We start from the raw sequence: 22314 nt of genomic DNA, 5'->3' as shown, positions 1-22314 counted from the left end.
AGCGCCGGTCTTACCGGCGCTTGGCCAGCCTGTACTCCAGACCGTTCCGGACCATGGGCCACTCGTGCTCCAGGATGGAGAACACCACGGTATCGCGCAGCACCCCGTCCGCAGTCCGCGAGTGGTTGCGGAGCACGCCGTCCTGTTTCGCACCCAGGCGGGCAATGGCTTCGCGTGACTGGTGGTTGAGCCAGTGCGTCCGGAACTCGACCGCCGGGCAGCCCAGGGTCTCGAACGCGTGCCGCAACAGCAGCAGCTTGGAATCCGCGTTGGTGCCGGTGCCCTGCACTGACGCCGCGTTCCAGGTGGAGCCGATCTCCACGCGGGGTGTGCCGGCGTCGATATTCATGTACGTGGTCATCCCGATAATCCTGCCCGGGCCTCCGGTGGCAGGATCGATCAGCCGCGTGGTGAACGGCTGCATGGCCCCCTGCTCCTGCAGGGCCAGCCGGCGGTCGATCTCCGCCGCCATCCCCTCCGGCGCAGGCACCGACGTGTACCAGAGGTTCCACAGCTCACCGTCCCTGGCGGCCTCCACCAAGCCGTCATGGTGAGACTGACTCAGGGGCTCCAGGATGACGTGCCGGCCAGTCAGGGTGATGGGTTCAAAGAGGGTCACCCGGAAATCCTACTCAGCCCAGTCGAAAAATCCCTTGCCGGTCTTCCGTCCCAGCTCGCCGCGGGCCACCTTGTCCTTGAGGATCTGCGGCGGCGCGAACCGCTCCCCCAGCGTCGAATGCAGGTACTCGGCGATGCCCAGCCGCACGTCCAGGCCCACAATGTCGGTGGTCTTCAGCGGGCCGGTGGGGTGTTTGTAACCCAGCACCATGGCGGCGTCGATGTCCTCCGCGGACGCCACACCCTCCTCCACCATGCGCATGGCCTCCAGCGCGATGGCTACGCCCAGCCGTGATGAGGCAAAGCCTGGCGCGTCATTTACGACGACGGCGGTCTTGCCGAGTGCCTCGACCCACCTTTTCGCGGCGGCAGCCAGGTCCGTGGACGTCTTTTCGCCGAGGACGACCTCGATGAGCGTGGACGCGGGGACGGGGTTGAAGAAATGCAGGCCGAGGAAGTTCTGCGGCCGCTTCAGTTCGCGGGCCAGCCCGTTGACGGACAGGGAGGAGGTGTTGGACGCCAGGAAAGCATCCTCAGCGAGCCGTTCCTCGATGCCGCGGAGTGAGGTGACTTTCAGGTCCCAGTCCTCGGGCACGGCCTCGACCACCAGTTGGCGGTCCTTGAAGTCGTCGTAGTCCACCGTGACCGTGAGCCGCGACGCCATCTCATCGAGGTTGCCGTCGACGGCTCCGCGTTCGATGCTCTTGGCGGCCGCGGATTCCACCCGTTCCCGGGCAGCTTCGGCGGACGCTTCATCGCGTTCCACCACCAGGACGTTGGCGCCGTTGATCAGGAAGGCGTGGGCGATTCCTGCGCCCATGCGGCCGCCGCCGAGGACGCCGACGGTGGAAGGAAGGTTCGAAGTGGCCATGTCTATTTCTTCTCTGTCTTCTTGTCGCCGGTTTTCTTATCGAGGAAAGCCTGCATGCGGTCGAATTTTGCCTGGGATTCAAAGAGGATCCCCTGCGCCAGCTGGTCGATCAGCGGGTGCGCCTCGGCCGGGGCATGGAACACGGACTTGGTGATCCGCACCGCCAGCGGGTCCTGGCGGCCGATCCTGTCCGCCAGGTTGTGGGCGGCGTCCATCAGTTCCGGAGCTTCGTGGATTTCCGTGATGAGGCTGGCGGCAAGGGCGTCTTCGGCCCGGAGCACCAGGCCGGAGAGCAGGATCTGCTTGGCGAGCGGCTCGCCCACGAGTTCCTTCAGGCGCCAGCTGGCCCCGGCAGCGGCGAGGATGCCGAGGCCGGTTTCGGGGTTGCCGATCCGGACGCTGGGTGTTCCGATCCGGAAGTCGGCGGCGTAGGCGAGCTCGGCGCCGCCGCCCAGGCAGTAGCCGTCCAGCGCGGCAATGACCGGCATGGGCAGCTTGGCGATCCGGACGAAGATCGTGGAGTTGATGCCCTGCAGGGCGTCGTCCCGGCGCCGCTCGCGCAGCTGGGCGATGTCCGCCCCGGACGCGAAGACCCCGTCCACGCCGGCGATGATCAGGACTTTGGGATTCTGTTCCAGAGCGGCGCAGACGATGTGCAGTTCGTCCACCATCTGCTGGTCGATGGCGTTGCGGACCTCCGGGCGGTTTAGGAGCACCACCACGCGGTCGTCCCGCTCCTCGACCAGGAGGGTGCTGAAGTGTTCGTTCGCGAGGTCCAGGGCGGCCATTAGACGCGCTCCAGCAGCATCGCGGTGCCCTGGCCCACGCCGATGCACATGGTGGCGAGGCCGATCCTGGCGTCCTCGCGCTCCATCCGTCCCAGCAGCGTGATGGCAATCCGCGACCCGCTGGAACCCAGCGGGTGCCCGAGACTGATGGCGCCGCCGTCGTTATTCACGATCTCCGGGTCCAGCCCTAGCCGGCGCATGCTGGCCAGTGACTGCGTGGCAAAGGCTTCATTAAGCTCGACGGCGGCCAGGTCACCGACGCTGAGGCCGCTCCTCTTGAGGATCTTCTGCGTGGCGGGGACGGGACCGATGCCCATGATTTCGGGTTCGCAGCCGGCGGAGGCGCCGTCAATGATGCGGGCGCGGGGTATCAGGCCCAGCCGTTCGATGGCGGCTTCGGACGCGACAATGATGGCCGAGGCGCCGTCGTTGAGGGTGGAGGAGTTGCCTGCTGTGACCACTGAACCGCCGGCCACTACCGGGCGGAGTCCGGCGAGCACGTCGAGGGTGGTGCCGGCGCGGGGGCCTTCATCGGTGTCCACCACGGTTTCGGACTTGCGGGATTTGACCGTCACGGGGACGATTTCGTCCGTGAAACGGCCTGCGGCGATGGCGGCGAGGGAGCGTTCGTGGGAGCGGACGGCGAAGGCGTCGGCGTCCTCACGGGTGATGCCGTCAACGCGCGCCACTTCTTCGGCGGTCTCCGGCATCGAGTAGGTCATCTTCCCGTCCCGGGCGAGGCCGCCTTTCTGGAAGAGCGGGTTGACGAAGCGCCAGCCGATGGAGGTGTCGAAGATCTGGCCGGGCTTCGCATACGCGGCGGATGGCTTCTCCTGGACCCAGGGCGCGCGGCTCATGGACTCCACGCCGCCGGCGATCACGATGTCCGCGGCGCCGGATTTGATCATCTGGCTGGCCTGGATAATGGCGCTCAGGCCTGATGCGCAGAGCCTGTTCACGGTGATCCCGGGGATGTGGAGGGGAAGTCCGGCCAGCAGGGTGGCCATCCGGGCCACGTTCCGGTTTTCCTCGCCGGCGCCGTTGGCGTTGCCCAGGATGACCTCATCGATGCTGTCCGGATCAAGCCCGGTCCGGGCCACCAACTCCCGGATCACCAGCGCGGCCAGGTCATCGGGGCGGACGGCGGACAGCGCCCCGCCGTAGCGCCCCACCGGGGTGCGGACACCGCCAACAAGGAAAGCCTGCGGTCCTGCGGTAGCTGACGCCATGGAAACACCCTTCACGCGATAAACGGCACTGTCATCGTCGGCGGCCAAGGGAACCAATCCACTTACCGACCGTTCGTTCTGTAAAGACTACACTGCACGCGCAAGGGGCACCAAGACCCACCCTTGGCGCGAACGTACAGTTGAGGCCCCTCGCGAGGGCGCCTCAACTGTAGGTTCGCGCTCCTCTCGAGTGACGCTAGAGAACCACGACGCCGAGATGGGCAGCCAGGAGCGGGGCGAGGAGGCTGAGCTGGTAGTCGTCGATGACCACACCGGCGAGGCTGCCCAGGCCGCTGATGGTCCGGAAATCGGTGCCGCGGAGGTCGAAGTCCTTCAGCCTGGCGCCGGTGAGGTCCAGGGTGCCGATAGTGCAGTTCTTCAGCGTCACCCTTGTAGCGGCCGCGGAGCCGAGGTCCAGCTCGTTGATGATGCAGTCACTGATGAGCACATCGGTCAGCTTGGCGCCGCGGAGGTTGAGGAAGTCCAGTTTTCCGCCGTCGATCCGCACGGACTGCCAGCCGCTTTCATACAGTTCGGCGGAACCGAGCCGGGGATTCTCGAGCTGGACGTCGCGCCAGGTGGAGCGGGCCGCGGTGAACACGGGGGCGTAGAGCTCGGCCAGGATGCAGTCGCGGAACGTAGCGCCACGCAGCTGGGCGTCGTTGAAGGAGACGCCCTGGAACTCGCACTCGGCGAAGTCGGCGCCGCTGAGCTCGAGACCGTCGGCGGCCGCACGGCTGTACCGGACGCCGTCGTACCGTTCTCCCCGCTGGAAATCCGGCGCAGGATCGTCCGTGAGATCCTCCAGTCGGACGGGCGAGAGCCGGGGTCCGGTGACCTTGAGTGCCTTTGCCGCCACTAGAGCGATTCCGCTTTGGCCGCGATTTCCGCCAGGTCCTTGGCCAGCGCCTTGCGCGTCATGCTCATGCCGATCTTTCCGAACAGGGCCATGGTGATCTTGCTGAGTGCCGTGGGCTTGATGACGTCGGCGCCGAAGGTCAGCGTCAGGTCCGTGCCGCCGTCGCGCTCGGCCAGGCTAAAGCGGGAGGTGTAGTCGGCCCCGCCCTGGAGGGCCTTGACCGTGGTGCTGCGCGGCGGGTCAGTCTGGGCCACCCACATTTCGACTGTTTCCGACCTGCCCATCATGGTGCGGGTTTCCTTCCAGCGGGTACCTTCGCCGTACGGGCCCTCGCTGAGCATCTGGATGGAATCAATGCCGGACAGGGTGGCTGCCGAACCTGGAATGTCCGAGATGACGGACCAGACCTTTTCCGGCGAGGCGTGGATGTGCTGGGTGAGGCTGGTGCTGTGATCCATGGTTCGAGCCTAGTCCGGGGCAACGACAATCAACAGATAATGGGGTATCCCGGGGACTTGAAATAGTAAGCATGCTTCGTGTTATGGTGAAAAGGCATTGTTTGATCCACCGGAACGAAAGGCGGCACCATCATGGGCCTCGGAGACAAGATCAGTAACGAAGCAGAAGATTTGGGCGGCAAGGCCAAGGAAGCGGCCGGAAACGCCACGGACAACGACCGCCTCCGGGCTGAAGGCCAGAAGGACCAGGTCAAGGCCAACGCCAAGAAGGTCGGAGAAGACATCAAGGACGAGTTCAAACGCGACTAGTCCCCGCGCTGCTCCCCGGAGCAGCCACAGACGGGCGACGGCGGAATCCCATGGGGGATCCGCCGCCGCTCTTTTTTTGCCCCGCGGCTACCCTTAGCCCATGACGCACGTTGATCTGAGCCCCGAGAGCACGGCGGCCGGCGGCTCCCTTTCCCTGGGCGGCTACCTCGCCACGCCGTCCGGCACCGGCCCGTTCCCCGCCGTCGTGATGATCCACGAGGCGTTCGGGCTGAACGACATGACCCGGCGGCACGCGGACCGGCTGGCCCGCGCCGGCTACCTGACACTGGCGCTGGACCTTTTCAGCGACGGCGCCACCCGCCGCTGCCTGGTCAGCACCATGCGGAGCATGCTCAGGGGAAGCGGGCGCCCCTTCACGGACCTGTCCACGGCCAGGAAATGGCTGGCCAATTCGCCGCTGTCCAACGGCAAAACCGGCGTGATCGGGTTCTGCATGGGCGGCGGATTCGCGCTGCTGGTGGCCCGCGACGGCTTCGACGCGGCCTCCGTGAACTACGGCCGGCTGCCTTCCAACCTTGAGGAATCGCTCCGCGGCGCCTGCCCCATCGTGGCCAATTTCGGCGGCAGGGACACAACGCTCAAGGGTGCGGCAGGCAAGCTCGAGACGGCCCTGACCAACCTGGGTATCCCGCACAGCGTCAAGGAATTCCCCGCCGCCGGCCACGCGTTCCTCAACGACGCCGACCTCGGCCCCGCGGTGCTCCGGCCGCTGATGCGGGTCATGGGCATCGGCCCGGACCCGGAGTCCACGCCAGAGGCGTGGCAGCGGATCGAGGACCACTTCGCCCAGTACCTGAAGGACTAGGCACCTCAAGGACTCGGCGCGAACGTACACTTGAGGCCCTGCGCGGAGAGGCCCAACTGTACGTTCGCGCCTCCCCAAGGGCCGCAACTGTACGTTCGCGCTCCTCCCGGGGAGAACGACGACGGCGGGCCGCCCTTGAGAGGGTGACCCGCCGACGTCGTACTGCTTGAGTTGAAAAGCCTTAGCTGAAGAGCTCGTTCTTGGGCTCGTTGTTCCGGACCTTCTGCCAGCCCAGCCACAGGACCAGCGCGAAGAACGGGATGGTGGCCAGGGTCCAGAGGCCGAGGTGGAAGACCTCGCCGGACTTGCTGGTCATGGTGTCGAAGCCGATCAGCACCGTGATGGCCAGCAACGCAACCAGGCCGGCCCAGCTGCTCCAGGTGCCGCCGGGCGCGGGCAGGGAGGAGACCTTGCCCTTCTTCTTGCGCAGCGCGATCTGGCTGGCGAAGATGGCGCCCCAGGTGAAGATCACGCCGATCGACGCGGAGTTGAGCGCGAGGTCGAAGGCGTGCGAGCCGCCGAGCCAGATGTTCAGCAGGATGCCGACGAGGTAGACGGCACCGATGGCCAGGATGGCGGCGTACGGCACGTGGCTCTTGGACATCCGGGTCAGCCACTCGGGAGCGTGTCCGTTGTTGGCCATGGTCCGGAAGATCCGGCCGATCGAGTAAAGGCCCGAGTTGCAGGACGACAGCGCGGCGGTAATGACGATCATGTTCATGACGTCGCCCATCCAGCCGAGGCCCATCTGGCCGAACACGGTGACGAACGGCGAGGTGCCGGCCACGTACTGGTCCGAGGGCAGCAGCATGGCCAGAAGGGTCACGGAACCGACGTAGAACACCACGATGCGGAAGACGACGGCGCGGATCGCCTTGGGAACTTCCTTGGCGGGATCCTGCATTTCGCCGGCCGTGATGCCCACGAGCTCAATGCCGTTGTAGGCGAAGATCACGGCGTTCAGGACCAGGATCATCACCAGCGCGCCCTTGGGGAACATGCCGCCTTCGGCTGCGAAGAGGTTGTTCACCGAGGCGTGGCCCTCGCCCACCTGGGCGTTGGTGACCACCATGAAGGTGCCCACGGCCAGGAAGATCATGATGGCGCCGACCTTGAGGCAGGAGGCCCAGAACTCGAATTCGCCGAACGCCTTGACGCTCAGGAGGTTGACGCCCACGAGCAGCAACAGCGCTGCGATGGCCGAAAGTTCAACGGGCACGTTGGGGAAGAAGAACTGGAAGTACAGCCCGATCGCGATGAGCTCGGCAATGCCGGTCATGGCCCAGTTGATGAAGTACATCCAGCCGGACAGGTACGCGCCCTTTTTGCCGAACATCTCGCCCGCGTAGCTCACGAAGGAACCCGACGTCTGGCGGTACATGATCAGCTCGCCCAGGGCCCGCATCAGCAGGTAGGCGATGACGCCGGCAATGGCGTAGGAGAAAATCAGGGCCGGGCCCGTGGAGGCCAGCCGCCCGCCGGCACCCATAAAGAGGCCGACTCCGATGGCTCCACCCATGGCAATCATGGTCACCTGGCGGCCGCTCAGAGATTTTTTGTAGCCCTCGGCGCTGAGGGTGGAGTCGACGACGGCGGATTGCGCCGTGGGACTCACGAGTTCTGTGGGGGTACTTTGAGGCACAACAATTCCTTGTGGGTAGGGGATTGGCCGGCACCCTTGGCAGCGGACTTTCATCCCGAAAATTCGGCTTCGTGATGTTTGAAGGAATTTTCTGTATGGAAAGTCTCAGTACGTCGAAGGTTCGCGCGGCCTACCCATCCTACAAGATTCGAACCACAGCAAGTGACGCGGGCTACACCCAGCGCGGGTTAAGCCAAACTATTGGCTCACATTCCGGGACTTTGCAGAACAATGTTCTGTTCGGCATCCTCCTGGACGCGGTATGTGCGCAAAGGTTCGGCCCCGGTGCTGGAGCAGCCGGTTTCCAGGCTGAACGCGTGCTGGTGCAGCGGGCACATCACTACTTCCCGGTCGATGGTTCCGTCCGCGATGGGGCCGCCCTTGTGCGGGCAGACCGCGGACAAGGCGCGGAGGGTCCCGTCCCGCAGCCGGAAGACCGCCACCTGCTCGCCGTCCACCCCGAAGGCCCGCCCCTCACCGAACGGGATCTGTGCCACCGGTCCCAGGATGTGGCTGGTGATCGAATGCGCGTTCATCGGATCGGCGCTCATCGGACCGGCACCTGGGGCAGGACGGTGAGCGGCAGGGACGTCCGGAACTGGCCCGGCGTGAGTGGGTCGTCGCGTTCACTCCACGGGTCCACGTAGCTGTCCACGGACGCCTGCATGGCCGCGTCCAGCGTTGCCGCGAGCCCTTCGGAATCCTCAACGATGACCGCGCGGAGGTGCTCGATCCCCACCCGCGGCACAAAGGAGTAGGTCCGTTCCAGCCAGTTGGCGTTCTCACGGTAGTACTGCATAAAGCGGCCGGTCAGGGCCTTCACCTCCTCGGGGTCGTCCACGGTGGCCAGCAGGTCGCCCTTGCGGATGTGGGCGCCTGCCGCTCCCCCGACGTAGAGTTCCCAGCGGCCGCCCTCCACGGCCACTACGCCCACGTCCTTGACCAGCGATTCGGCGCAGTTCCGCGGGCACCCGGACACGGCCAGCTTCAGCTTGGCCGGCGACTCAATCCCCTGGAACCGGGACTCGATCTCGATGCCCAGCTTGGTGGAGTCACCCGTGCCATAGCGGCAGAAGTCCTTGCCCACGCAGGTCTTCACGGTGCGGAAGCTCTTGCCGTAGGCGTACCCGGAGGGCATGTCCAGGTCGGCCCAGACCTGCGGGAGGTCCTCCTTGGGGATCCCCAGGAGGTCGATCCGCTGCCCGCCGGTCAGCTTAATCAGCGGCACGTTGTGCTTCTCGGCGACGTCGGCGATGCGGCGCAGCTGCTGCACGCTGGTGACGCCGCCCTTCATCTGCGGGACCACGGAGAAAGTGCCGTCGCGCTGGATGTTGGCATGGACGCGGTCATTGATGAAGCGGGCGTCGCGTTCATCGATGTACCGGTCCGCGAGCATCATCTTCAGCAGTGATGCCAGGCCCATCTTGGATTTGGCGTCCTCGGCGGAGCCCGGAGCCAGGGCAGCAAACACCTGGGACACGGAACGCAGGCCCTGTTTCCGGATGGCAGCCATCAGCGCCGGCTTGTCCAGCGGGATCCCGGGCACATAGTAGCTGGCGGCCGGGTCCTCCTCCACCGCGCCGTCGGCAGCCCATTCCACCACCTGTTTGACCAGGAGCTTGCAGGAACCGCAGCCCTTGCCGGCCCGGGTGGCGTCCATGGCTCCGGAAACAGTGGTGCAGCCGCCCTTCACGGCGGCCACGAGCGCCCCCTTCGAAACGCCGTTGCAGTTGCAGACCTGGGCGCCGTCGTCGAGCTCGGCCACGCCCACGTCCTCACCCGGCCCGCCGACGTCGAACATCAGCGCGATCCGCTCCTCCGGCAGCGGCAGCCCGCGGTCGTAGGCCTGGGTCAGGTAGGCCACTTTCCGGCTGTCGCCCAGGAGCGTGGCACCCACCATTTTGTTGTCGCGGACCACGATGGATTTGAAGACGCCGCGGCTGGGTTCGGAGAAGACGATGTGCTCGTCGGTATCGAGTTCGGGGCCGTGCAGCCCCATGGACGCCACCTCGACGCCGGCGACCTTCAGCTTGGTGGCCGTCCGGGAGCCAAGGTAGGCGGACGACGTATCGGCGCCGGTCACGTGGTTGGCCAGCACCACGGCCTGTTCCCACAGCGGCGCCACCAGGCCGTAGACCTCGCCCCGGTGCTGGACGCACTCCCCCACGGCATAGATGTCGTCCTCGTCCTGGACGCGCAGCCGGTCATCCACCACAATGGCGCGTTCCACCGGGAGTCCGCTCACTACGGCCAGGTCCACGTTGGGCCGGATCCCGGCGGCCACCACCACCATGTCGCAGGCGATGTCGTCCCGGTCGCGGAGGCTCACGCCGCTGACCCTGTCCGTGCCGAGGACAGCGGTGGTGCGGCTGGAGGTATGCACGCGGATGCCCAGGGCCTCCACGCTCCTGCGCAGCACCGCGCCGCCGTCGGGCCCCATCTGCGCATTCATGAGGTGCCCGCCCGAGTGGACCACCTCCACCTCGATGCCGTGGCTTTTCAGTCCGTACGCCGCCTCGAGGCCCAGCAGGCCGCCGCCGATCACCACAGCACGCCGGTGGTGTTCCTGCTGGGCGTGCTGGACCATTTTGCGCGTGTCATCGATGGTGCGGAACCCGAACACGCCATGTTTCACGGACCCGCCCGGCGTGTAGAGGCCGTCCATCGGCGGCATGTGGGAGCGGCTTCCCGTGGCGATGATGAGGGTGTCGTACGGCGTCACCCTGCCGTCGTTGGAGAAGACGTGCTTGGTGGCCTTGTCGATCCGGTCGACACGGACGCCGGCGTGCAGCGTGATGCTGTTTTCGCGGTACCAGGACAGGGCGTTCAGGAAGATGTCGGCGTCGCTTTCCTCGCCGGAGAGGACGTGGCTGAGCATGATCCGGTTGTAGTTGCCGTAGGGCTCGTCGCCGAACATGGTGATGGTGAACTGGTCCGCGCCGCCCCGGGCGAGGATCTCCTCCACCGCCCGGGCGCCCGCCATCCCGTTGCCGATCACCACCAGCCGGCGGCGCGGAGCGGCGCCCGCGTGCCTGCCCTGAGGCCGGTCCAGCACGCTGGTCATCAGTGCTCCACCATGCCCAGGTCCACCACCACGGATCCCCCAATACCGTCCGGGGCGGCGAGATAGAGTTCCACCACCGAGCCGCCTTCGATGTCCTCCACCACCCGCAGCGGCACGTGGACATCGCTCTTGGCGCCGATCGGGAAATAGCGCATGGGCACGCCGTTCCGCATCAGGACCACCGTGATCAGTTCAGTGCTGGAGTTGCCGCCGCGGAAATACAGGGCCTGGTTGATCACTCCGTCCGGGACGTAGTGCGAGAGTTCGCTGTGGATCGGGACGGGTTTCTCCAGCCCGGTGCCCTCAAACGGGAAGATGCCCTGCAGGAAAAGGTTCTTGGCGATCACGGACAGATCCTTTCGGCCGGCGGGAAGACTGTATGGGCCTATCTTCCGCCGCCGATGTTTCCGCCTGCCGGTCGCTGCGTAACTTTCCTTTAACGCAAACCTCACCGTTTCCCTGGGGCCGGGCCTCCCCGGACCGGCGGCGCCGTTTCGACGGTTCCCTGCGGATACGACGGCGGCCGACGTCGAGCGGGCAGGGAACCGTCGAAACGGGCATGGCGACCTCAGGCCGGGGCGAGCACGCCCTTGTCCATGGAGTACCGGAACCAGTGCCCGACGGCGGCCTGCCCGGGCTGGGTGCCCTGGTGGGCACCGGGTGCCTCGCGGCTTCGTCGCGCGCACCCGGCGAACCAGTCCCGGAGGGCGCGGTCGTGGCTGACCATCACCAGGGTCCCGGTGAATTCCGCGAGCGCCGCCTCCAGCTGTTCCACCAGGACCGGCGCCAGGTGGTTGGTCGGTTCATCCACGATCAGGGTGCCGTAGCCGCCCAGCAGCAGCCGGGCCAGCGCGAGCCGGCGCTGCTGGCCGGCGGACAGGCTGCCCACCGGGACGTGGAATTCGCTGGTGCGGAACAGCCCCAGGCGAAGGAGCGCCTCGGCATGCTCGTCAATGTTTCCGCCAAGGCCTGCTGCGAAAGCGGGCAGCAGCCGGAGTGCGGGCCGCTGCGGCAGTTCCAGTTCCTGCTGCAGGTAGCCGATCCGTTCGGGCCGTTTAACGGAGCCGCCGGCGGCTTCCAGGGTTCCGGCCAGGACGGACAGCAGCGTGGACTTGCCCGCCCCGTTGGGCCCGGTGATGAGGATCTTCTCGCCGGCGCCGGCCTGGAAGTCGGTGTTTCCCAGCCGGCCGGGCACGCTCACGCCACGCGCGGACAGCACCGGCGCGGCATCCTGCGCCGCGCCAGCCGGGTCCCCGGATGCAGCCCCGGCAGGACCCGAGGCGTCCACCGCCAGGTCCGCGTTCAGCCGCAGCGGCACGGGCGGCCGGTCCACCGGGCTGGCTTCGAGCCGGCGCAGGCGTTCCTGGGCGTTGCGTACTTTGCTGCTCGCGGCCTTCTGCCAGGTGCCTGCTTTAAAGCCGAAGCGCATCTTGTCGCCGTCGCGCTTGCGGCCGTAGCCCATGGTCCCGGCCACGGTGTCTGCCTGGAGTTTTTCGGCCTCCATCGCGTCAATCCAGGAGTGGTACTGCTGGACCCAGCGCTGGCGTTCGGCAGCCTTCTCGCGGAGGTAGCCGTCGTAGCCGTTGCCATAGCGGGTTACGGCACGGCGCTCGGCGTCCACCTCGATCACGGTGGTGGCCACCTTGCGGAGCAGCACGCGGTCGTGGGACACCACCACCACGGTGCCACGGTGGGCTGCCAGCCGGTCCTCCAGCCAGGCGGTGCCGCGGGCGTCCAGGTGGTTGGTGGGTTCGTCCAGGAGCAGGATATCCGCGGGATCGGCCAGGACGCAGGCCAGCGCCACGCGTTCCTGTTCGCCGCCGGAGAGCGACCCCAGAATCCGGTTCCGGTCCAGGCCGCCCAGGCCCAGCCGGTCCAGGGCGGCCTCCACCCGGGACTCGGCGGCGTAGCCTTCGCGCAGCTGGTATTCGGTCTGCAGCCGGCCGTAGGTTTCCAGGTCGTCGTCCTCGGCATCGGCCAGCCCGGCCTCCAGCCGGTCAAGCTCCGCCTCAAGGGCCCGCAGCGATTCCAGGGACGCGTCGATGGCCGCGCCGACGGTGAAGGATTCCGGCAGGCCGTGGGTCTGGGCTAGGTAGCCCACCCGGCCATGGCTGGCGGCAGCACCTTCGTCGGGCGCTTCGAGGCCGGCCAGGATCCGGAGCAGCGTGGATTTGCCGGCTCCGTTTTCGCCCACGATCGCCACGTGCTCGCCGGTATTGATGACCAGGCTGATGCGGTCCAGGAGCTGGCGGTCGCCGTAGCTGTGGGAGACGTCGGAAAGGTTCAGGTGTTCAGTCAAGGGAAGTCCTCGCAGTGTTCCGTGGTGTGGCCGCCGGGGCTGAACCGGACGGTTCATCCAGCGCTCGACGGCGGCCCTGGTTTTTCGGAAACAGTCCGGCGTGGCCGGGCTGCTGGTTAGGACTTCATCGCACCAGCCTGCCCCGCCCGACGCCGCGGCGTCAAGCTGCACGGCCGGTGACGGCGGCACCACGCCGGGTGCCGCCGTCGTACGCCATTTCGACGGTTCCCTGCACGCTCGATGGCGACGAACGTCGAGTGTGCAGGGAACCATCGAAACGGCCCCCGGAACCAGGCGAACCAGGGCCCTCTTATAGGGCCAGGGCCACAGCTTTCCTGCGCCGCGCCTTCGCCAGCCGCGTGCCGATCAGTCCCTGCCGCGGGCTGAAGAGGTAGACGGCAGCGAACACCACGCCCTGGGTCAGCACCACCATGGCACCCGAGGCCGTGTCCAGGTAGTAGCTCAGGTAGATGCCGGCGATGGAGCACACGGCCGAGACCACCGGGGCGATGACCAGCATGCGGTTGAAGCGGTCGGTCAGCAGGTAGGCGGTGGCGCCGGGGATGATAAGCATGGCCACCACCAGCACCACCCCCACGGTCTGCAGCGCCACCACCGACGTCAGCGCCAGCAGCCCCAGGAGCAGCGCGCCAAGCCGTTTCGGGGAGAGCCCGATGGCGTGGGCGTGCGTGGGGTCAAAGGCGTAGAGGGTCAGGTCGCGGCGCTTGAGGATCAGGATGGCGAACGCCACGACGCCCAGCACCAGCACCTGGATGAGGTCCGGGATGCTGACGCCCAGGAGGTTGCCGAAGATGATGTGGTTCAGGTCCGTCTGGCTGGGCGTGACGGAGATGAGCACCAGGCCCAGCGCGAACAGCGAGGTGAACACGATGCCGATCGCGGCGTCCTCCTTCACCCGGCTGGTGTTGCGGACCACCCCGATCAGGGTGACCGCGATCAGCGCGAACACCAGGGCACCGAGGGCGAACGGCGCCCCCACGATGTAGGCCAGCACAACGCCCGGGAGCACGGCGTGGGAGACGGCGTCGCCCATTAGGGACCAGCCGATCAGCACCAGCCAGCAGCTGAGGACAGCACAGACGACGGCGGCGAGCGCGGTGGTGACGATGGCGCGGACCATAAAGTCGTAGCTGAGGGGTTCAAGCAGGAGTTCCAGAAGGTCCACGGGTCAGCCCCTGTTCTCGGCGCGGGCGGCATTGGATTCGGGTTCCGAGCCGGGCTCCGCATCGGGCTCCGCGTCCGGTTCCGGGAGGTCGCGGTTCAGCACATCCAGGCCGAACGCCATGGCCAGGTTCTCCGGCTGCAGCACCAGCTCCGGAGCGCCGTGCATGAGGACCCGGCGCATCAGCAGCACGGCTTCGTCGCACAGCGCCGGCATGGCGTGGAGGTCGTGGGTGGAGATCAGGATGGTGCAGCCGTCGGAGGCGAGTTCGCGCAGCAGCCGGCTGATGGTGGCCTCGGAGCGTTTGTCCACCCCGGCGAAGGGTTCGTCCAGGAGCATCATGGTGGCACCCTGGGCGATGCCGCGCGCCACAAACGCCCGCTTCTTCTGCCCGCCGGACAGCTGGCCGATCTGGCGGCCGGCGAACTCGCCCAGCTCCACCCGGTCCAAGGCTTCGTCGACGGCGGCGCGGTCCGCTTTGGAGGGGCGCCGGGTGAATCCCTGGTGACCGTAGCGGCCCATCATCACCACGTCGCGGACGGACAGCGGGAACTGCCAGTCGACGTCCTCGCTCTGCGGCACGTAGCCGATCCCGCCTTCCTTGCGCGCCTTCGACGGTGACTGTCCGCCGATCAGGACAGTGCCGGCGTCGGGCTTGACCATTCCCATGATCACCTTGAACAGCGTGGATTTCCCGGAGCCATTCATGCCGATCAGGCCGCAGATCCTGGCGGCATCGAGGCTGAGCGACGCGGAATCGAGGGCAAGGACTTCGCCGTAGTGGACGGTGACGTTTTCCACCAGGATGGCGGGGGTGCTCATGGCTTGGCCCCGGCCAGCGCCTTGGTGATGAGGTCGGCGTCGTGCCTGATCAGGTCCAGGTAGGTGGGCACCGGGCCGTCTGCTTCGGACAGTGAGTCCACGTACAGGACGCCGCCGAACTTGGCTCCCGTGGCGCCGACCACCTGCTGCATGGGGGCATCCGATACCGTGGATTCACAGAACACGGCAGGGACCTGGTTGGCTTTGACGTACTCGATGGCCCGGGTGATCTGCTGCGGGGTGGCCTGCTGCTCGGCGTTGACCGCCCAGATGTAGACCTCCTTGAGCCCGGCGTCGCGGGCCAGGTAGGAGAAGGCGCCTTCGCAGGTCACCAGCGCGCGCTGGTTCTCCGGGAGGCCGGCGAGGCTGGTCTTCAACTCGTCCTGCACAGCCTGCAGTTCGGCTTTGTAGGCGTCGCCGTTGGCCTTGAAGGCCGCGGCGTTGTCCGGGTCAAGCTCGCTGAAGGCCTTCACCATGTTGTCCACGTAGATCTGCACGTTCACGGGCGACATCCAGGCGTGCGGGTTCGGCTTGCCCTGGTAGGAGTCCTCGCTGATGGACATCACCTCCACGCCGTCGCTCACCACCGCGTGGGGCACGTCCAGGCCCTCCACGAACTGGGCGAACCAGGCTTCGAGGTTCAGGCCGTTATCCAGGATGAGGTCGGCTTTGGAGGCCTTCCGGATGTCGCCAGGCGTGGGTTCGTAGCCGTGGATCTCGGCGCCTGCCTTGGTGATGGACTCGACGGTGAGCTTGTCCCCGGCAACGTTCCGGGCGACGTCGGCCAGCACGGTGAAGGTGGTCAGGACCACGGGCTTGTCGCCGCCGCCGGCGGCACCACCGCCCGAGCCGCTGCCGCAGGCAGCAAGAGTCAGGGATAGGAGGACGACGGCGGAAGCGCCGGCAGCGCGGAACGCCGCCGATGTCCGGGCGAATGTTCGGGCGGCTACTTTGGCGCGCCGAAACGGAAAGTTAGGCATGCCGAACATTCTACGGGACGCCGAACCGGCCCCGCAATGTGACGCCCGGCGCACGTTTCCGACCCCTCCCCCTCGTTGCGTGACTGTTAGCCGTTGGGCTCGAGCGAGCCTCCACTCCGGTCAGTCCAGCCATGGTCCGGTCGCAAAAGGCCGAAAGGCCCGGCATTGGCCGGGCCTTTCAGGTCCAAAGAAGTCTCACACTACTCAAGCGATCTCGACGGCTTCCCCGCGCACGAGAATCCCGCCGAACGGAGGAACCTCAACAGTGAGTCTGCTCGGGCGGCCAACATGGCTCCCCTGGAGCACCACCACCCGGCTGGGTGGTTCCACAAGCGAAAGCAGGCGGAGGTATCCGCCAAAAGCGGCGGCAGCCGAACCGGTCGCCGGATCTTCAGTGATGGCGCCTACCGGGAAGAGATTGCGCGAGTCAAACTCGCCCGCTCCGATCTCGCAGAGCGTCGTGACGGTACCGGCCCAGCCCTGGGCGTCCATTAGCGTGCGCATGGGATCCGGGTCGAACACGAATGAGTCAAAGGTCCTTCGATCAGCGAAGACCAGTATTGGATGCCAATTTCCGGCAAAGGCGAGCAGCGGTGGATAGGCGGGGTGCAATTCGTCCCGACCCACGCCTAGCAACCCGAGCAGAGTGTCGAGAACGCCTGCTGGAAACTCGGCGACGCGAGGCTCCACACTTGTGAAGGATGCCGTGAGGTCAGCTCCCCGGCCTGCAGATTCGATCGAGACTGGCCCCACCGCCGTATCGAACATGAACGTTCCAGTACCGTGAAGCCTCGACAGGGCGACAGCCAACGCGATTGTGGCATGGCCGCAAAACGGCACCTCGGCAATCGGGGAGAAGTACCGCACACGGTTTCGTCGTGAGTCTCCGTCAACGGCTGCCTCGGTGATAAATACCGTTTCCGCGTATCCGACATCGGCCGCGATGACCTGCATCTGTGCGTCGTCGAGGCGGGTTGCGTCCAACACGACACCCGCCGGATTTCCTCCTTCAGGGGTCGTGGTAAAGGCGGCATAACGCAGGACAACAGAAGTCTGATTCATTGCTGCATCCTCCAGGGGTTGTAGAAGAATGGGGGCGGTGGCGGCCAACAGGGCGAAGGAAAATGCGACTGTAGCACTAGTCCCGTACGGCCCGGCCGGCGATGGCGAGGGAGATGTGTCGCGGGAGGCGCTGGGCCATTCCGGCAAGCACGCGGTTTCCCCAGCCGGAGACGACGCTTACGGGTGTGGTACGGCGGTCGAGAGCGCGCAGGGCGGTGTCGATGACCTCGGTGGCGCTCTGCAGCCGGCCCACCGCGGCGGCCTGGCTCCCCAGTACCTCGAAGAACTCGGTCCGGGTAGCCCCGGGGCAGAGCGCGAGCACACGAAGGCCGGATTCCTTCGTTTCATGTGCCACCGCCTCGGTGAAACTCAGGACGAAGGCCTTGGTCGCTCCGTAGACCGCCATCCCTGGCACCGGCTGAAAGGCCGCAGTGCTGGCCACGTTGACAAGTGCGCCCTTCCCGGCGGCGAGCATCTCGGGGAGGAATGCCCGCGTGGTGTCAACAAGAGAGGCCACGTTAAGGGAGATCTCCGAGGCGATGACCGCCGGGTCTTCCTCGGCCAGGGGTCCGCTCGTGGCGAAGCCCGCGTTGTTGATCAATGTGTCGATGCGGATGCCCCGGCCGGCGAGCTCGTCGCGGACTTCCGCACCGGCTCCCGGACGGCTCAAGTCCTTCGAGAGCGTAGTCACTGAAATGCCGTGGGCGACGCGCAGCTTCCGGGCGAGATCCTCAAGCCTGTCTGTCCGCCGTGCGACCAGCACTAGGTTTGCGCCGCGCGCTGCAAATCGTGTTGCAAACTCGGCGCCGAGCCCGGAGCTCGCTCCAGTGATGAGTGCCGTGGTTCCGGTGTAGGTCATGGTTGTGGTCATTTTCGAATCCGATCCGTGTTGCGGCTACTTTATGTAGCCAATGCCAACATAGTAGGCATTGGCTACATTGTTGTCAATGACTACATTCTGGTTATACTGATGGCATGACCGATCAGTCCTACCATCACGGCAAGCTCCGCGAGGCGCTGCTCGCCCGTGCAACGGAATCCATCGAAGAAGCAGGAGTCGAAGGGCTTTCCCTACGGCAGCTCGCGCGTGACCTGGGCGTCAGCCACGCTGCGCCCGGAAAGCATTTCCGTGACAAGCAGGCCCTTCTGGACGCCCTCGCCCTTGACGGCTTCCGCGCCATGAACGCACGCATCATCGGAGCGTCTGAAGCTGCCGGAGATCAGCGGTCACGCTTTGTCCGGATCGCCGGCGCCTATGTGGACTTTGCCGTCTCCCACCCGGTCCTGTTGGCCGTGATGCACTCCACCAAGCACCACCCCGATGCCAGCGATGAACTGCGCAGCATCGGCGAAGACGGCATGCGCGTTGCCAGGGCACTCATCGCTGAAGCACAGGACGCCGGGGAGTTGGCCTCAGGCGACTGCGAGATGCTCGCGCTCGTCTGCTTCGTGAGCCTTCACGGAGCCGCTGTACTGGCCGCGGGCAACCTCCTGGAAGGAACAGCCATCGACGTCCTGACCATCGCGACAACCGACCTTTTGTGGGCGGGAATGATCGCAGGCATACCGGCATCCCAGGAAGCCCCGGGAGTCGGTGCATGAGCCGCTCCGCGAGTTGAACCCGGCGTCATGAGTCGTGAGACCGGGCCGGCGTCCAGGCAACCAAGAACGTTAGATCAACAGGTGGGAAGTAGGGAGCTAGGCTGAACGTATGACCACGACACACCGGCGACCACCAGCACCGCAGCCTGGGCTGTACCGGTTCACCGGCCTCGATTTTGGCACCGTGGGCCTTTATGTGGCGGTGGCGGCGTTCTTCGCCCTGGCCGGGGAGCTGCTCCTGCCGTTCCTGCGGCAACTGGCCCCCAGCCCTGCCGTGGCGTCGTACGGGATCAACCTGGTTTTCTACGGGAGCGTGGGCACCTTGGCCCTGTTCGCGGCGAGGCGGGTGGTGGCCCGTGACCTCCGCGTCCTGGCCACCCGTCCGTGGTTCACGCTGATGATGGTGCCCGCGGCGGTGGTGGCCATGATGATCCTCACCGCCCTCGTGGTGGCGGCCGGCGGCGACGTCCGGACCTCGGCGAACCAGGCGGGACTGCAGGCGCTGATGCAGCAGGTCCCGGCCTGGCTGATGATTCCGGTGCTTGTGGTGATCGGCCCGTTTGTGGAGGAGTACATCTTCCGGCACCTGCTGATCGGCAAGCTCAGCCGCCGCCTCAACATCTGGGTGTGCTGCGCGTTGTCCGTGATCCTGTTCGCCAGCATCCACATAGCGGGCCAGGAGGCCATTACGCTCACGGCCCTGCTCCCCTATCTGGCCATGGGCGCCACGCTGGTGTTTGTGTACGTGTGGACCGGGAAGAACCTGATGTTCTCCTACTTTGTGCACGCCGCCAAGAACCTCCTGGCGGTGGTGTTTATCTACGCCATCCCGCCGGAGCTGTTCGAGCAGCTCCAGCAGGTCCAGGCCTGAACAACCAACGCGGGGTCAGATAACGCCCATAAATGGGGTGTTTAGGGGCCAAAAGTGACCCCGCGTTGCTTTGGCTAGGACGGCAGGCTCCGCCCGCGCAACGTGAAACGGTGGGTGCCGCGGGTCCGGCCCGTGATGTAGACCCTGACGCCGTCCGTCGCGTTGGTCCCGGCAAGGTAGCGGTAGGCCTCGCCCGGGTTGTACACCGGCGGGTTGTCCGGGTCCGCGGCGATGCCCGGACCGAACTCGATGACGTCGTCCCCCACCCGGTAGCTTCCCGTCCCGGCCGTCAGCTGGAACGCCCCTCCACCGGCAGCACCGGAAGGTACGACGGCGGGACCCGCCACCCCGGTCAGCCCGCCACCGGGACGGAAGGTCAGCTCGAGCGCGAACGAGGTGTCGGCGCCGTCGAAGTCCAGCTCCAGCTCCACGGCATCGCCCCCGGCGCCGGCGGCCGGGTGCACGGTGATGGCCGTGGCCAGCCGGTGCTCCACCGTGGGCCGGTGGCCGAAGTCCATGCTGGCGCTGAAGCGGCCCTCATGGCCCAAAGTGTAGACGCCGTCCTCCCGGTGCTTATCCGCCGGCAGGGGCAGGTAAAAGTTCGCCTGCTGTTCCTCGCTCAGGCGGACGGTACCGGCACCGGCACCGGGATCGGAACCGACGCTGACCGATTGGCTCCGGAACGGGCCCAGGTCAAAGAAGCTGCGCGAGAGCCGAACGTCGGTCAGGACCGCACCGCCGTGGGCAAGGCGAAGGAAGGTGGGGTTGCTCGAAAGCCCTGACACCACGCCCGGCACCAGTTCGTCGCAGCCGCCGTACACGGTCACCACGTTTCCGGCCGAGCGGAACCGGTGGATCCCGGAGCTGGCAAGGGCGGCGCGGGCCGGTGCCATGACGGGCGGCAGGCCGCCGTCGGGCGCAGCAGGCAGCTCGAGCCCCAGCCACGGATCAAGGCGTGTCCTGGCCAGCGCCTTGGCCGGTTCCAGCAGCGGGAACTGCTGCAGCCAGGCAGCCGCGGCGGCAAAATCCGCACGGCCGTCCTGGTTGGCCAGCCGGCGGTACAGCAGCTGGAAGGCCTCGCCGTTGAACGTGAACCACTGGTCCTGGCGGCGCGAGAACAGTGACTCGGTGCTGCCGTCCGCGTTGAACCACGGCAGGAACGCGGCCAGGTTTCCCCGGACATGTTCCAGCAGCTCCGGCCGGCCGGCGTAGTCGGCGATGGCCAGCAGTGACGGGTTGGTGACCGCTGTGGCGTACAGCGGGCTCCGCTCGGAATACATGCCGTCCGGCAGCTGGTCGATCCCCTCGGCCAGCCACTGCCCGATGCGCTCCGAAATCTCCGGCCGGGGCCTGCCCTCGCGCTCCTGGAGCGCACGGATCCGTGCGAGTGCGGCGCACAGCTCCCAGCGGTGGTTGGGGGTGTGCACTCCCCCGGTGACCAGCGCGTCAGTGATGCGTCCGACGACGGCGCGCAGCCGCCGTCGTACGTCTGCCAGGCCGCCGTCCGCCCCGCCGTCGTCAACCCCGCCGTCCCCGGCCGCGCCGATGATCTCCAGCGCCATGCAGGCGTCGTTGATGGTGAAGGCCGAGTCCGGCGGAGAGCTCAGGTTGGTGCCGTCGAACAGGCCGGTGGGCCCCTGCAGGTGCTCCAGCCGCGCCACGCAGGCGGCCATGGCCGCGGGAAGCTCCGGGGCGCCGCGGTGCGCGGACGCCGGTTCCGTGTACACCGTGGCCAGGGCCAGCAGCCTGCTCATGGCGGCGCGGTGCGGAAGGGCCGCCACGCCGCCGTCATCCGCCGTCAGCAGCGCGTCCACGTAGGCGTCCGCGGCCTGCACCAGCCCGCCAAGGAAACCGGCGTCGGTGGCCACTGCCTGCGGCTGGTTCACAATCCCGTCCTTCACAACGATCACTCTTTAGTCCTTCAGGCCGGCCGAAACGTCGGCGTTGAGCACGTACTTCTGGAACACGGCGAACACCAGCACCAGCGGCAGGATGGAGATCACCGAGGCGCCCAGCAGCACCGGCCAGTCGATGTTCTCCGCACCCACGATGCTGCGCAGTGCCACCTGGAGGGTGTACCACTTGGGGTCGTTGAGCACGATCAGCGGCCAGATGTAGTCGTTCCAGCGCCACTGGAAGGAGAAGATGGCCAGCGTGAACAGGATCGGTTTGGACAGCGGCAGCATGATCCGGAAGAAGATGGCCAGCTCGCTGGCACCGTCGATCCGGGCCGAATGCAGCAGGTCATCCGGAACTGTCAGGAAGAACTGGCGGAACATAAACACACCCGTTGCCGTCAGCACCGAGGGCACGATGATGCCAGCAAGCGAGTTGTACAGGCCGAGGTCGCGGATCACCGAGAACGTCGGGTTCAGGATCACCTCGGTGGGCAGCATGGTGGTGGCCAGGATGCAGACAAAGAACAGCCGGGTGCCCTTGTTGTTGTACTTGGCCAGCGCGTAGCCGGTGCAGGCACTGAAGAACACGGTGAGCACGGTGGTCACGAGCGCCACCGTGGCGGTGTTCAGGAAGTACCGGGCAAAGTCCACCCGCTCCCACGCGTCCACGAAGCCCTGGAAAGTCCATTCCCGTGGAATCATGGACAGCGGATAGCTGAACAGCTCGCTGCCCGGCTTGAACGAGCTGAGCACGAACCACAGCAGCGGCAGCGCGTAGATGGCCACGATCAGCCACAGCACACCGGTCAGGGGCGCGGACAGTTTGGTCCGGCCTTCCCTGTTGTTGCGTTTGGCGGTGCCGGCGGCGGCCTTCTCGGCGCCGAGGGCGGACTCTTCCGCGACGGCGGGAGGCAGGTTGGCAGCGGTTGCCAT

22 protein-coding genes are annotated in these 22314 nt (G+C 66.6%); 4 read left to right on the top strand and 18 right to left on the bottom strand.

What is annotated here, in order from left to right:
* Window positions 1-10: 10 nt before the first annotated feature.
* The 6 genes from EYS21_RS19740 to EYS21_RS19715 all read right to left on the bottom strand — a co-directional run bounded on the left by EYS21_RS19740 (window position 11) and on the right by EYS21_RS19715 (window position 4823).
* On the bottom strand, window positions 11-619 hold the full coding sequence (locus tag EYS21_RS19740) for a GNAT family protein (RefSeq protein WP_131134935.1): 609 nt from the start codon (window positions 617-619) through the stop codon (window positions 11-13).
* A 9-nt stretch (window positions 620-628) separates the two neighbouring features.
* Window positions 629-1489, bottom strand: coding sequence for a 3-hydroxyacyl-CoA dehydrogenase family protein (locus EYS21_RS19735; RefSeq protein WP_131134934.1), 861 nt, complete (start codon window positions 1487-1489; stop codon window positions 629-631).
* 2 nt (window positions 1490-1491) lie between these two features.
* Window positions 1492-2277 (bottom strand): enoyl-CoA hydratase/isomerase family protein, encoded by a 786-nt coding sequence (locus EYS21_RS19730; protein WP_131134933.1) that lies wholly within the window; start codon window positions 2275-2277, stop codon window positions 1492-1494.
* Window positions 2277-3506 carry a thiolase family protein gene (locus EYS21_RS19725; protein WP_131134932.1) on the bottom strand — a complete coding sequence of 410 codons (1230 nt, stop codon included), beginning with the start codon at window positions 3504-3506 and terminating at the stop codon, window positions 2277-2279. The genes EYS21_RS19730 and EYS21_RS19725 overlap by 1 nt, the downstream gene beginning before the upstream one ends.
* Window positions 3507-3702: 196 nt before the next feature.
* Entirely contained in the window at window positions 3703-4365 is a 663-nt protein-coding gene (locus EYS21_RS19720; protein WP_131134931.1) for a pentapeptide repeat-containing protein, read from the bottom strand.
* Entirely contained in the window at window positions 4365-4823 is a 459-nt protein-coding gene (locus EYS21_RS19715) for an SRPBCC family protein (protein WP_131134930.1), read from the bottom strand. Before EYS21_RS19715 ends, EYS21_RS19720 begins: the two co-directional genes overlap by 1 nt.
* A gap of 132 nt (window positions 4824-4955) precedes the next feature.
* On the opposite strand from EYS21_RS19715, the gene EYS21_RS19710 reads away from it, so the two are divergent.
* Together EYS21_RS19710 and EYS21_RS19705 are read left to right on the top strand one after the other, a co-directional pair.
* Window positions 4956-5132, top strand: a complete 177-nt coding sequence (locus EYS21_RS19710; protein ID WP_131134929.1) for a CsbD family protein — start codon at window positions 4956-4958, stop codon at window positions 5130-5132.
* Between the two features lie 100 nt (window positions 5133-5232).
* Entirely contained in the window at window positions 5233-5958 is a 726-nt protein-coding gene (locus EYS21_RS19705; protein ID WP_131134928.1) for a dienelactone hydrolase family protein, read from the top strand.
* A gap of 181 nt (window positions 5959-6139) precedes the next feature.
* On the opposite strand, the gene EYS21_RS19700 is transcribed toward EYS21_RS19705, so the two are convergent.
* The 10 genes from EYS21_RS19700 to EYS21_RS19655 all read right to left on the bottom strand — a co-directional run bounded on the left by EYS21_RS19700 (window position 6140) and on the right by EYS21_RS19655 (window position 17881).
* The gene (locus tag EYS21_RS19700; RefSeq protein ID WP_131134927.1) at window positions 6140-7600 is read right to left on the bottom strand and encodes an amino acid permease; all 1461 of its coding nucleotides are present in this window, start codon (window positions 7598-7600) and stop codon (window positions 6140-6142) included.
* A 206-nt stretch (window positions 7601-7806) separates the two neighbouring features.
* Window positions 7807-8151 (bottom strand): Rieske (2Fe-2S) protein, encoded by a 345-nt coding sequence (locus tag EYS21_RS19695; RefSeq protein WP_242633523.1) that lies wholly within the window; start codon window positions 8149-8151, stop codon window positions 7807-7809.
* Window positions 8148-10664, bottom strand: coding sequence for a nitrite reductase large subunit NirB (gene nirB / locus EYS21_RS19690; RefSeq protein WP_131134926.1), 2517 nt, complete (start codon window positions 10662-10664; stop codon window positions 8148-8150). Before nirB ends, EYS21_RS19695 begins: the two co-directional genes overlap by 4 nt.
* Window positions 10664-11011, bottom strand: coding sequence for a molybdopterin oxidoreductase (locus EYS21_RS19685; RefSeq protein WP_131134925.1), 348 nt, complete (start codon window positions 11009-11011; stop codon window positions 10664-10666). Before EYS21_RS19685 ends, nirB begins: the two co-directional genes overlap by 1 nt.
* A 221-nt stretch (window positions 11012-11232) precedes the next feature.
* Window positions 11233-12963 carry an ABC-F family ATP-binding cassette domain-containing protein gene (locus EYS21_RS19680; RefSeq protein WP_131134924.1) on the bottom strand — a complete coding sequence of 577 codons (1731 nt, stop codon included), beginning with the start codon at window positions 12961-12963 and terminating at the stop codon, window positions 11233-11235.
* A 310-nt stretch (window positions 12964-13273) separates the two neighbouring features.
* Window positions 13274-14149 carry a metal ABC transporter permease gene (locus EYS21_RS19675; RefSeq protein WP_207307833.1) on the bottom strand — a complete coding sequence of 292 codons (876 nt, stop codon included), beginning with the start codon at window positions 14147-14149 and terminating at the stop codon, window positions 13274-13276.
* A gap of 3 nt (window positions 14150-14152) precedes the next feature.
* The gene (locus EYS21_RS19670; protein ID WP_242633522.1) at window positions 14153-14968 is read right to left on the bottom strand and encodes a metal ABC transporter ATP-binding protein; all 816 of its coding nucleotides are present in this window, start codon (window positions 14966-14968) and stop codon (window positions 14153-14155) included.
* Window positions 14965-15948 carry a metal ABC transporter substrate-binding protein gene (locus EYS21_RS19665; protein ID WP_131134923.1) on the bottom strand — a complete coding sequence of 328 codons (984 nt, stop codon included), beginning with the start codon at window positions 15946-15948 and terminating at the stop codon, window positions 14965-14967. The genes EYS21_RS19670 and EYS21_RS19665 overlap by 4 nt, the downstream gene beginning before the upstream one ends.
* Window positions 15949-16152: 204 nt before the next feature.
* Complete coding sequence (locus tag EYS21_RS19660; RefSeq protein ID WP_131134922.1) at window positions 16153-17010, bottom strand: PhzF family phenazine biosynthesis isomerase; 858 nt, start codon at window positions 17008-17010, stop codon at window positions 16153-16155.
* A 76-nt stretch (window positions 17011-17086) separates the two neighbouring features.
* Entirely contained in the window at window positions 17087-17881 is a 795-nt protein-coding gene (locus tag EYS21_RS19655; protein WP_131134921.1) for an SDR family oxidoreductase, read from the bottom strand.
* 104 nt (window positions 17882-17985) lie between these two features.
* Here EYS21_RS19655 and EYS21_RS19650 point away from each other — a divergent pair, with 104 nt between their 5' ends.
* Window positions 17986-18612: a TetR-like C-terminal domain-containing protein gene (locus tag EYS21_RS19650; protein WP_131134920.1), complete on the top strand. Its 627-nt coding sequence runs from the start codon at window positions 17986-17988 to the stop codon at window positions 18610-18612.
* A gap of 109 nt (window positions 18613-18721) precedes the next feature.
* Window positions 18722-19483: a CPBP family intramembrane glutamic endopeptidase gene (locus EYS21_RS19645; protein WP_131134919.1), complete on the top strand. Its 762-nt coding sequence runs from the start codon at window positions 18722-18724 to the stop codon at window positions 19481-19483.
* Window positions 19484-19557: 74 nt separating this feature from the next.
* On the opposite strand, the gene EYS21_RS19640 is transcribed toward EYS21_RS19645, so the two are convergent.
* Both EYS21_RS19640 and EYS21_RS19635 read right to left on the bottom strand, forming a co-directional pair.
* Window positions 19558-21393 (bottom strand): hypothetical protein, encoded by a 1836-nt coding sequence (locus EYS21_RS19640; RefSeq protein WP_207307832.1) that lies wholly within the window; start codon window positions 21391-21393, stop codon window positions 19558-19560.
* A gap of 3 nt (window positions 21394-21396) precedes the next feature.
* The gene (locus tag EYS21_RS19635) at window positions 21397-22314 is read right to left on the bottom strand and encodes a carbohydrate ABC transporter permease (protein WP_207307831.1); all 918 of its coding nucleotides are present in this window, start codon (window positions 22312-22314) and stop codon (window positions 21397-21399) included.

The organism is Arthrobacter sp. S39, assembly GCF_004320525.1.
Taxonomy (GTDB): domain Bacteria; phylum Actinomycetota; class Actinomycetes; order Actinomycetales; family Micrococcaceae; genus Arthrobacter.
The sequence above is the reverse complement of the archived record's forward strand: the minus strand, read 5'-3'. Positions and strand labels throughout refer to the sequence as shown.

What these genes read in the sequence shown, in the direction of transcription:
- EYS21_RS19735 (WP_131134934.1), bottom strand. Translation starts at nt 1,489, where the DNA reads ATGGCCACTTCGAACCTTCCTTCCACCGTCGGCGTCCTCGGCGGCGGC.
- EYS21_RS19730 (WP_131134933.1), bottom strand. Translation starts at nt 2,277, where the DNA reads ATGGCCGCCCTGGACCTCGCGAACGAACACTTCAGCACCCTCCTGGTC.
- EYS21_RS19725 (WP_131134932.1), bottom strand. Translation starts at nt 3,506, where the DNA reads ATGGCGTCAGCTACCGCAGGACCGCAGGCTTTCCTTGTTGGCGGTGTC.
- EYS21_RS19715 (WP_131134930.1), bottom strand. Translation starts at nt 4,823, where the DNA reads ATGGATCACAGCACCAGCCTCACCCAGCACATCCACGCCTCGCCGGAA.
- EYS21_RS19710 (WP_131134929.1), top strand. Translation starts at nt 4,956, where the DNA reads ATGGGCCTCGGAGACAAGATCAGTAACGAAGCAGAAGATTTGGGCGGC.
- EYS21_RS19705 (WP_131134928.1), top strand. Translation starts at nt 5,233, where the DNA reads ATGACGCACGTTGATCTGAGCCCCGAGAGCACGGCGGCCGGCGGCTCC.
- EYS21_RS19695 (WP_242633523.1), bottom strand. Translation starts at nt 8,151, where the DNA reads ATGAGCGCCGATCCGATGAACGCGCATTCGATCACCAGCCACATCCTG.
- nirB (WP_131134926.1), bottom strand. Translation starts at nt 10,664, where the DNA reads ATGACCAGCGTGCTGGACCGGCCTCAGGGCAGGCACGCGGGCGCCGCT.
- EYS21_RS19670 (WP_242633522.1), bottom strand. Translation starts at nt 14,968, where the DNA reads ATGAGCACCCCCGCCATCCTGGTGGAAAACGTCACCGTCCACTACGGC.
- EYS21_RS19665 (WP_131134923.1), bottom strand. Translation starts at nt 15,948, where the DNA reads ATGCCTAACTTTCCGTTTCGGCGCGCCAAAGTAGCCGCCCGAACATTC.
- EYS21_RS19660 (WP_131134922.1), bottom strand. Translation starts at nt 17,010, where the DNA reads ATGAATCAGACTTCTGTTGTCCTGCGTTATGCCGCCTTTACCACGACC.
- EYS21_RS19655 (WP_131134921.1), bottom strand. Translation starts at nt 17,881, where the DNA reads ATGACCACAACCATGACCTACACCGGAACCACGGCACTCATCACTGGA.
- EYS21_RS19650 (WP_131134920.1), top strand. Translation starts at nt 17,986, where the DNA reads ATGACCGATCAGTCCTACCATCACGGCAAGCTCCGCGAGGCGCTGCTC.
- EYS21_RS19645 (WP_131134919.1), top strand. Translation starts at nt 18,722, where the DNA reads ATGACCACGACACACCGGCGACCACCAGCACCGCAGCCTGGGCTGTAC.
- EYS21_RS19635 (WP_207307831.1), bottom strand. Translation starts at nt 22,314, where the DNA reads ATGGCAACCGCTGCCAACCTGCCTCCCGCCGTCGCGGAAGAGTCCGCC.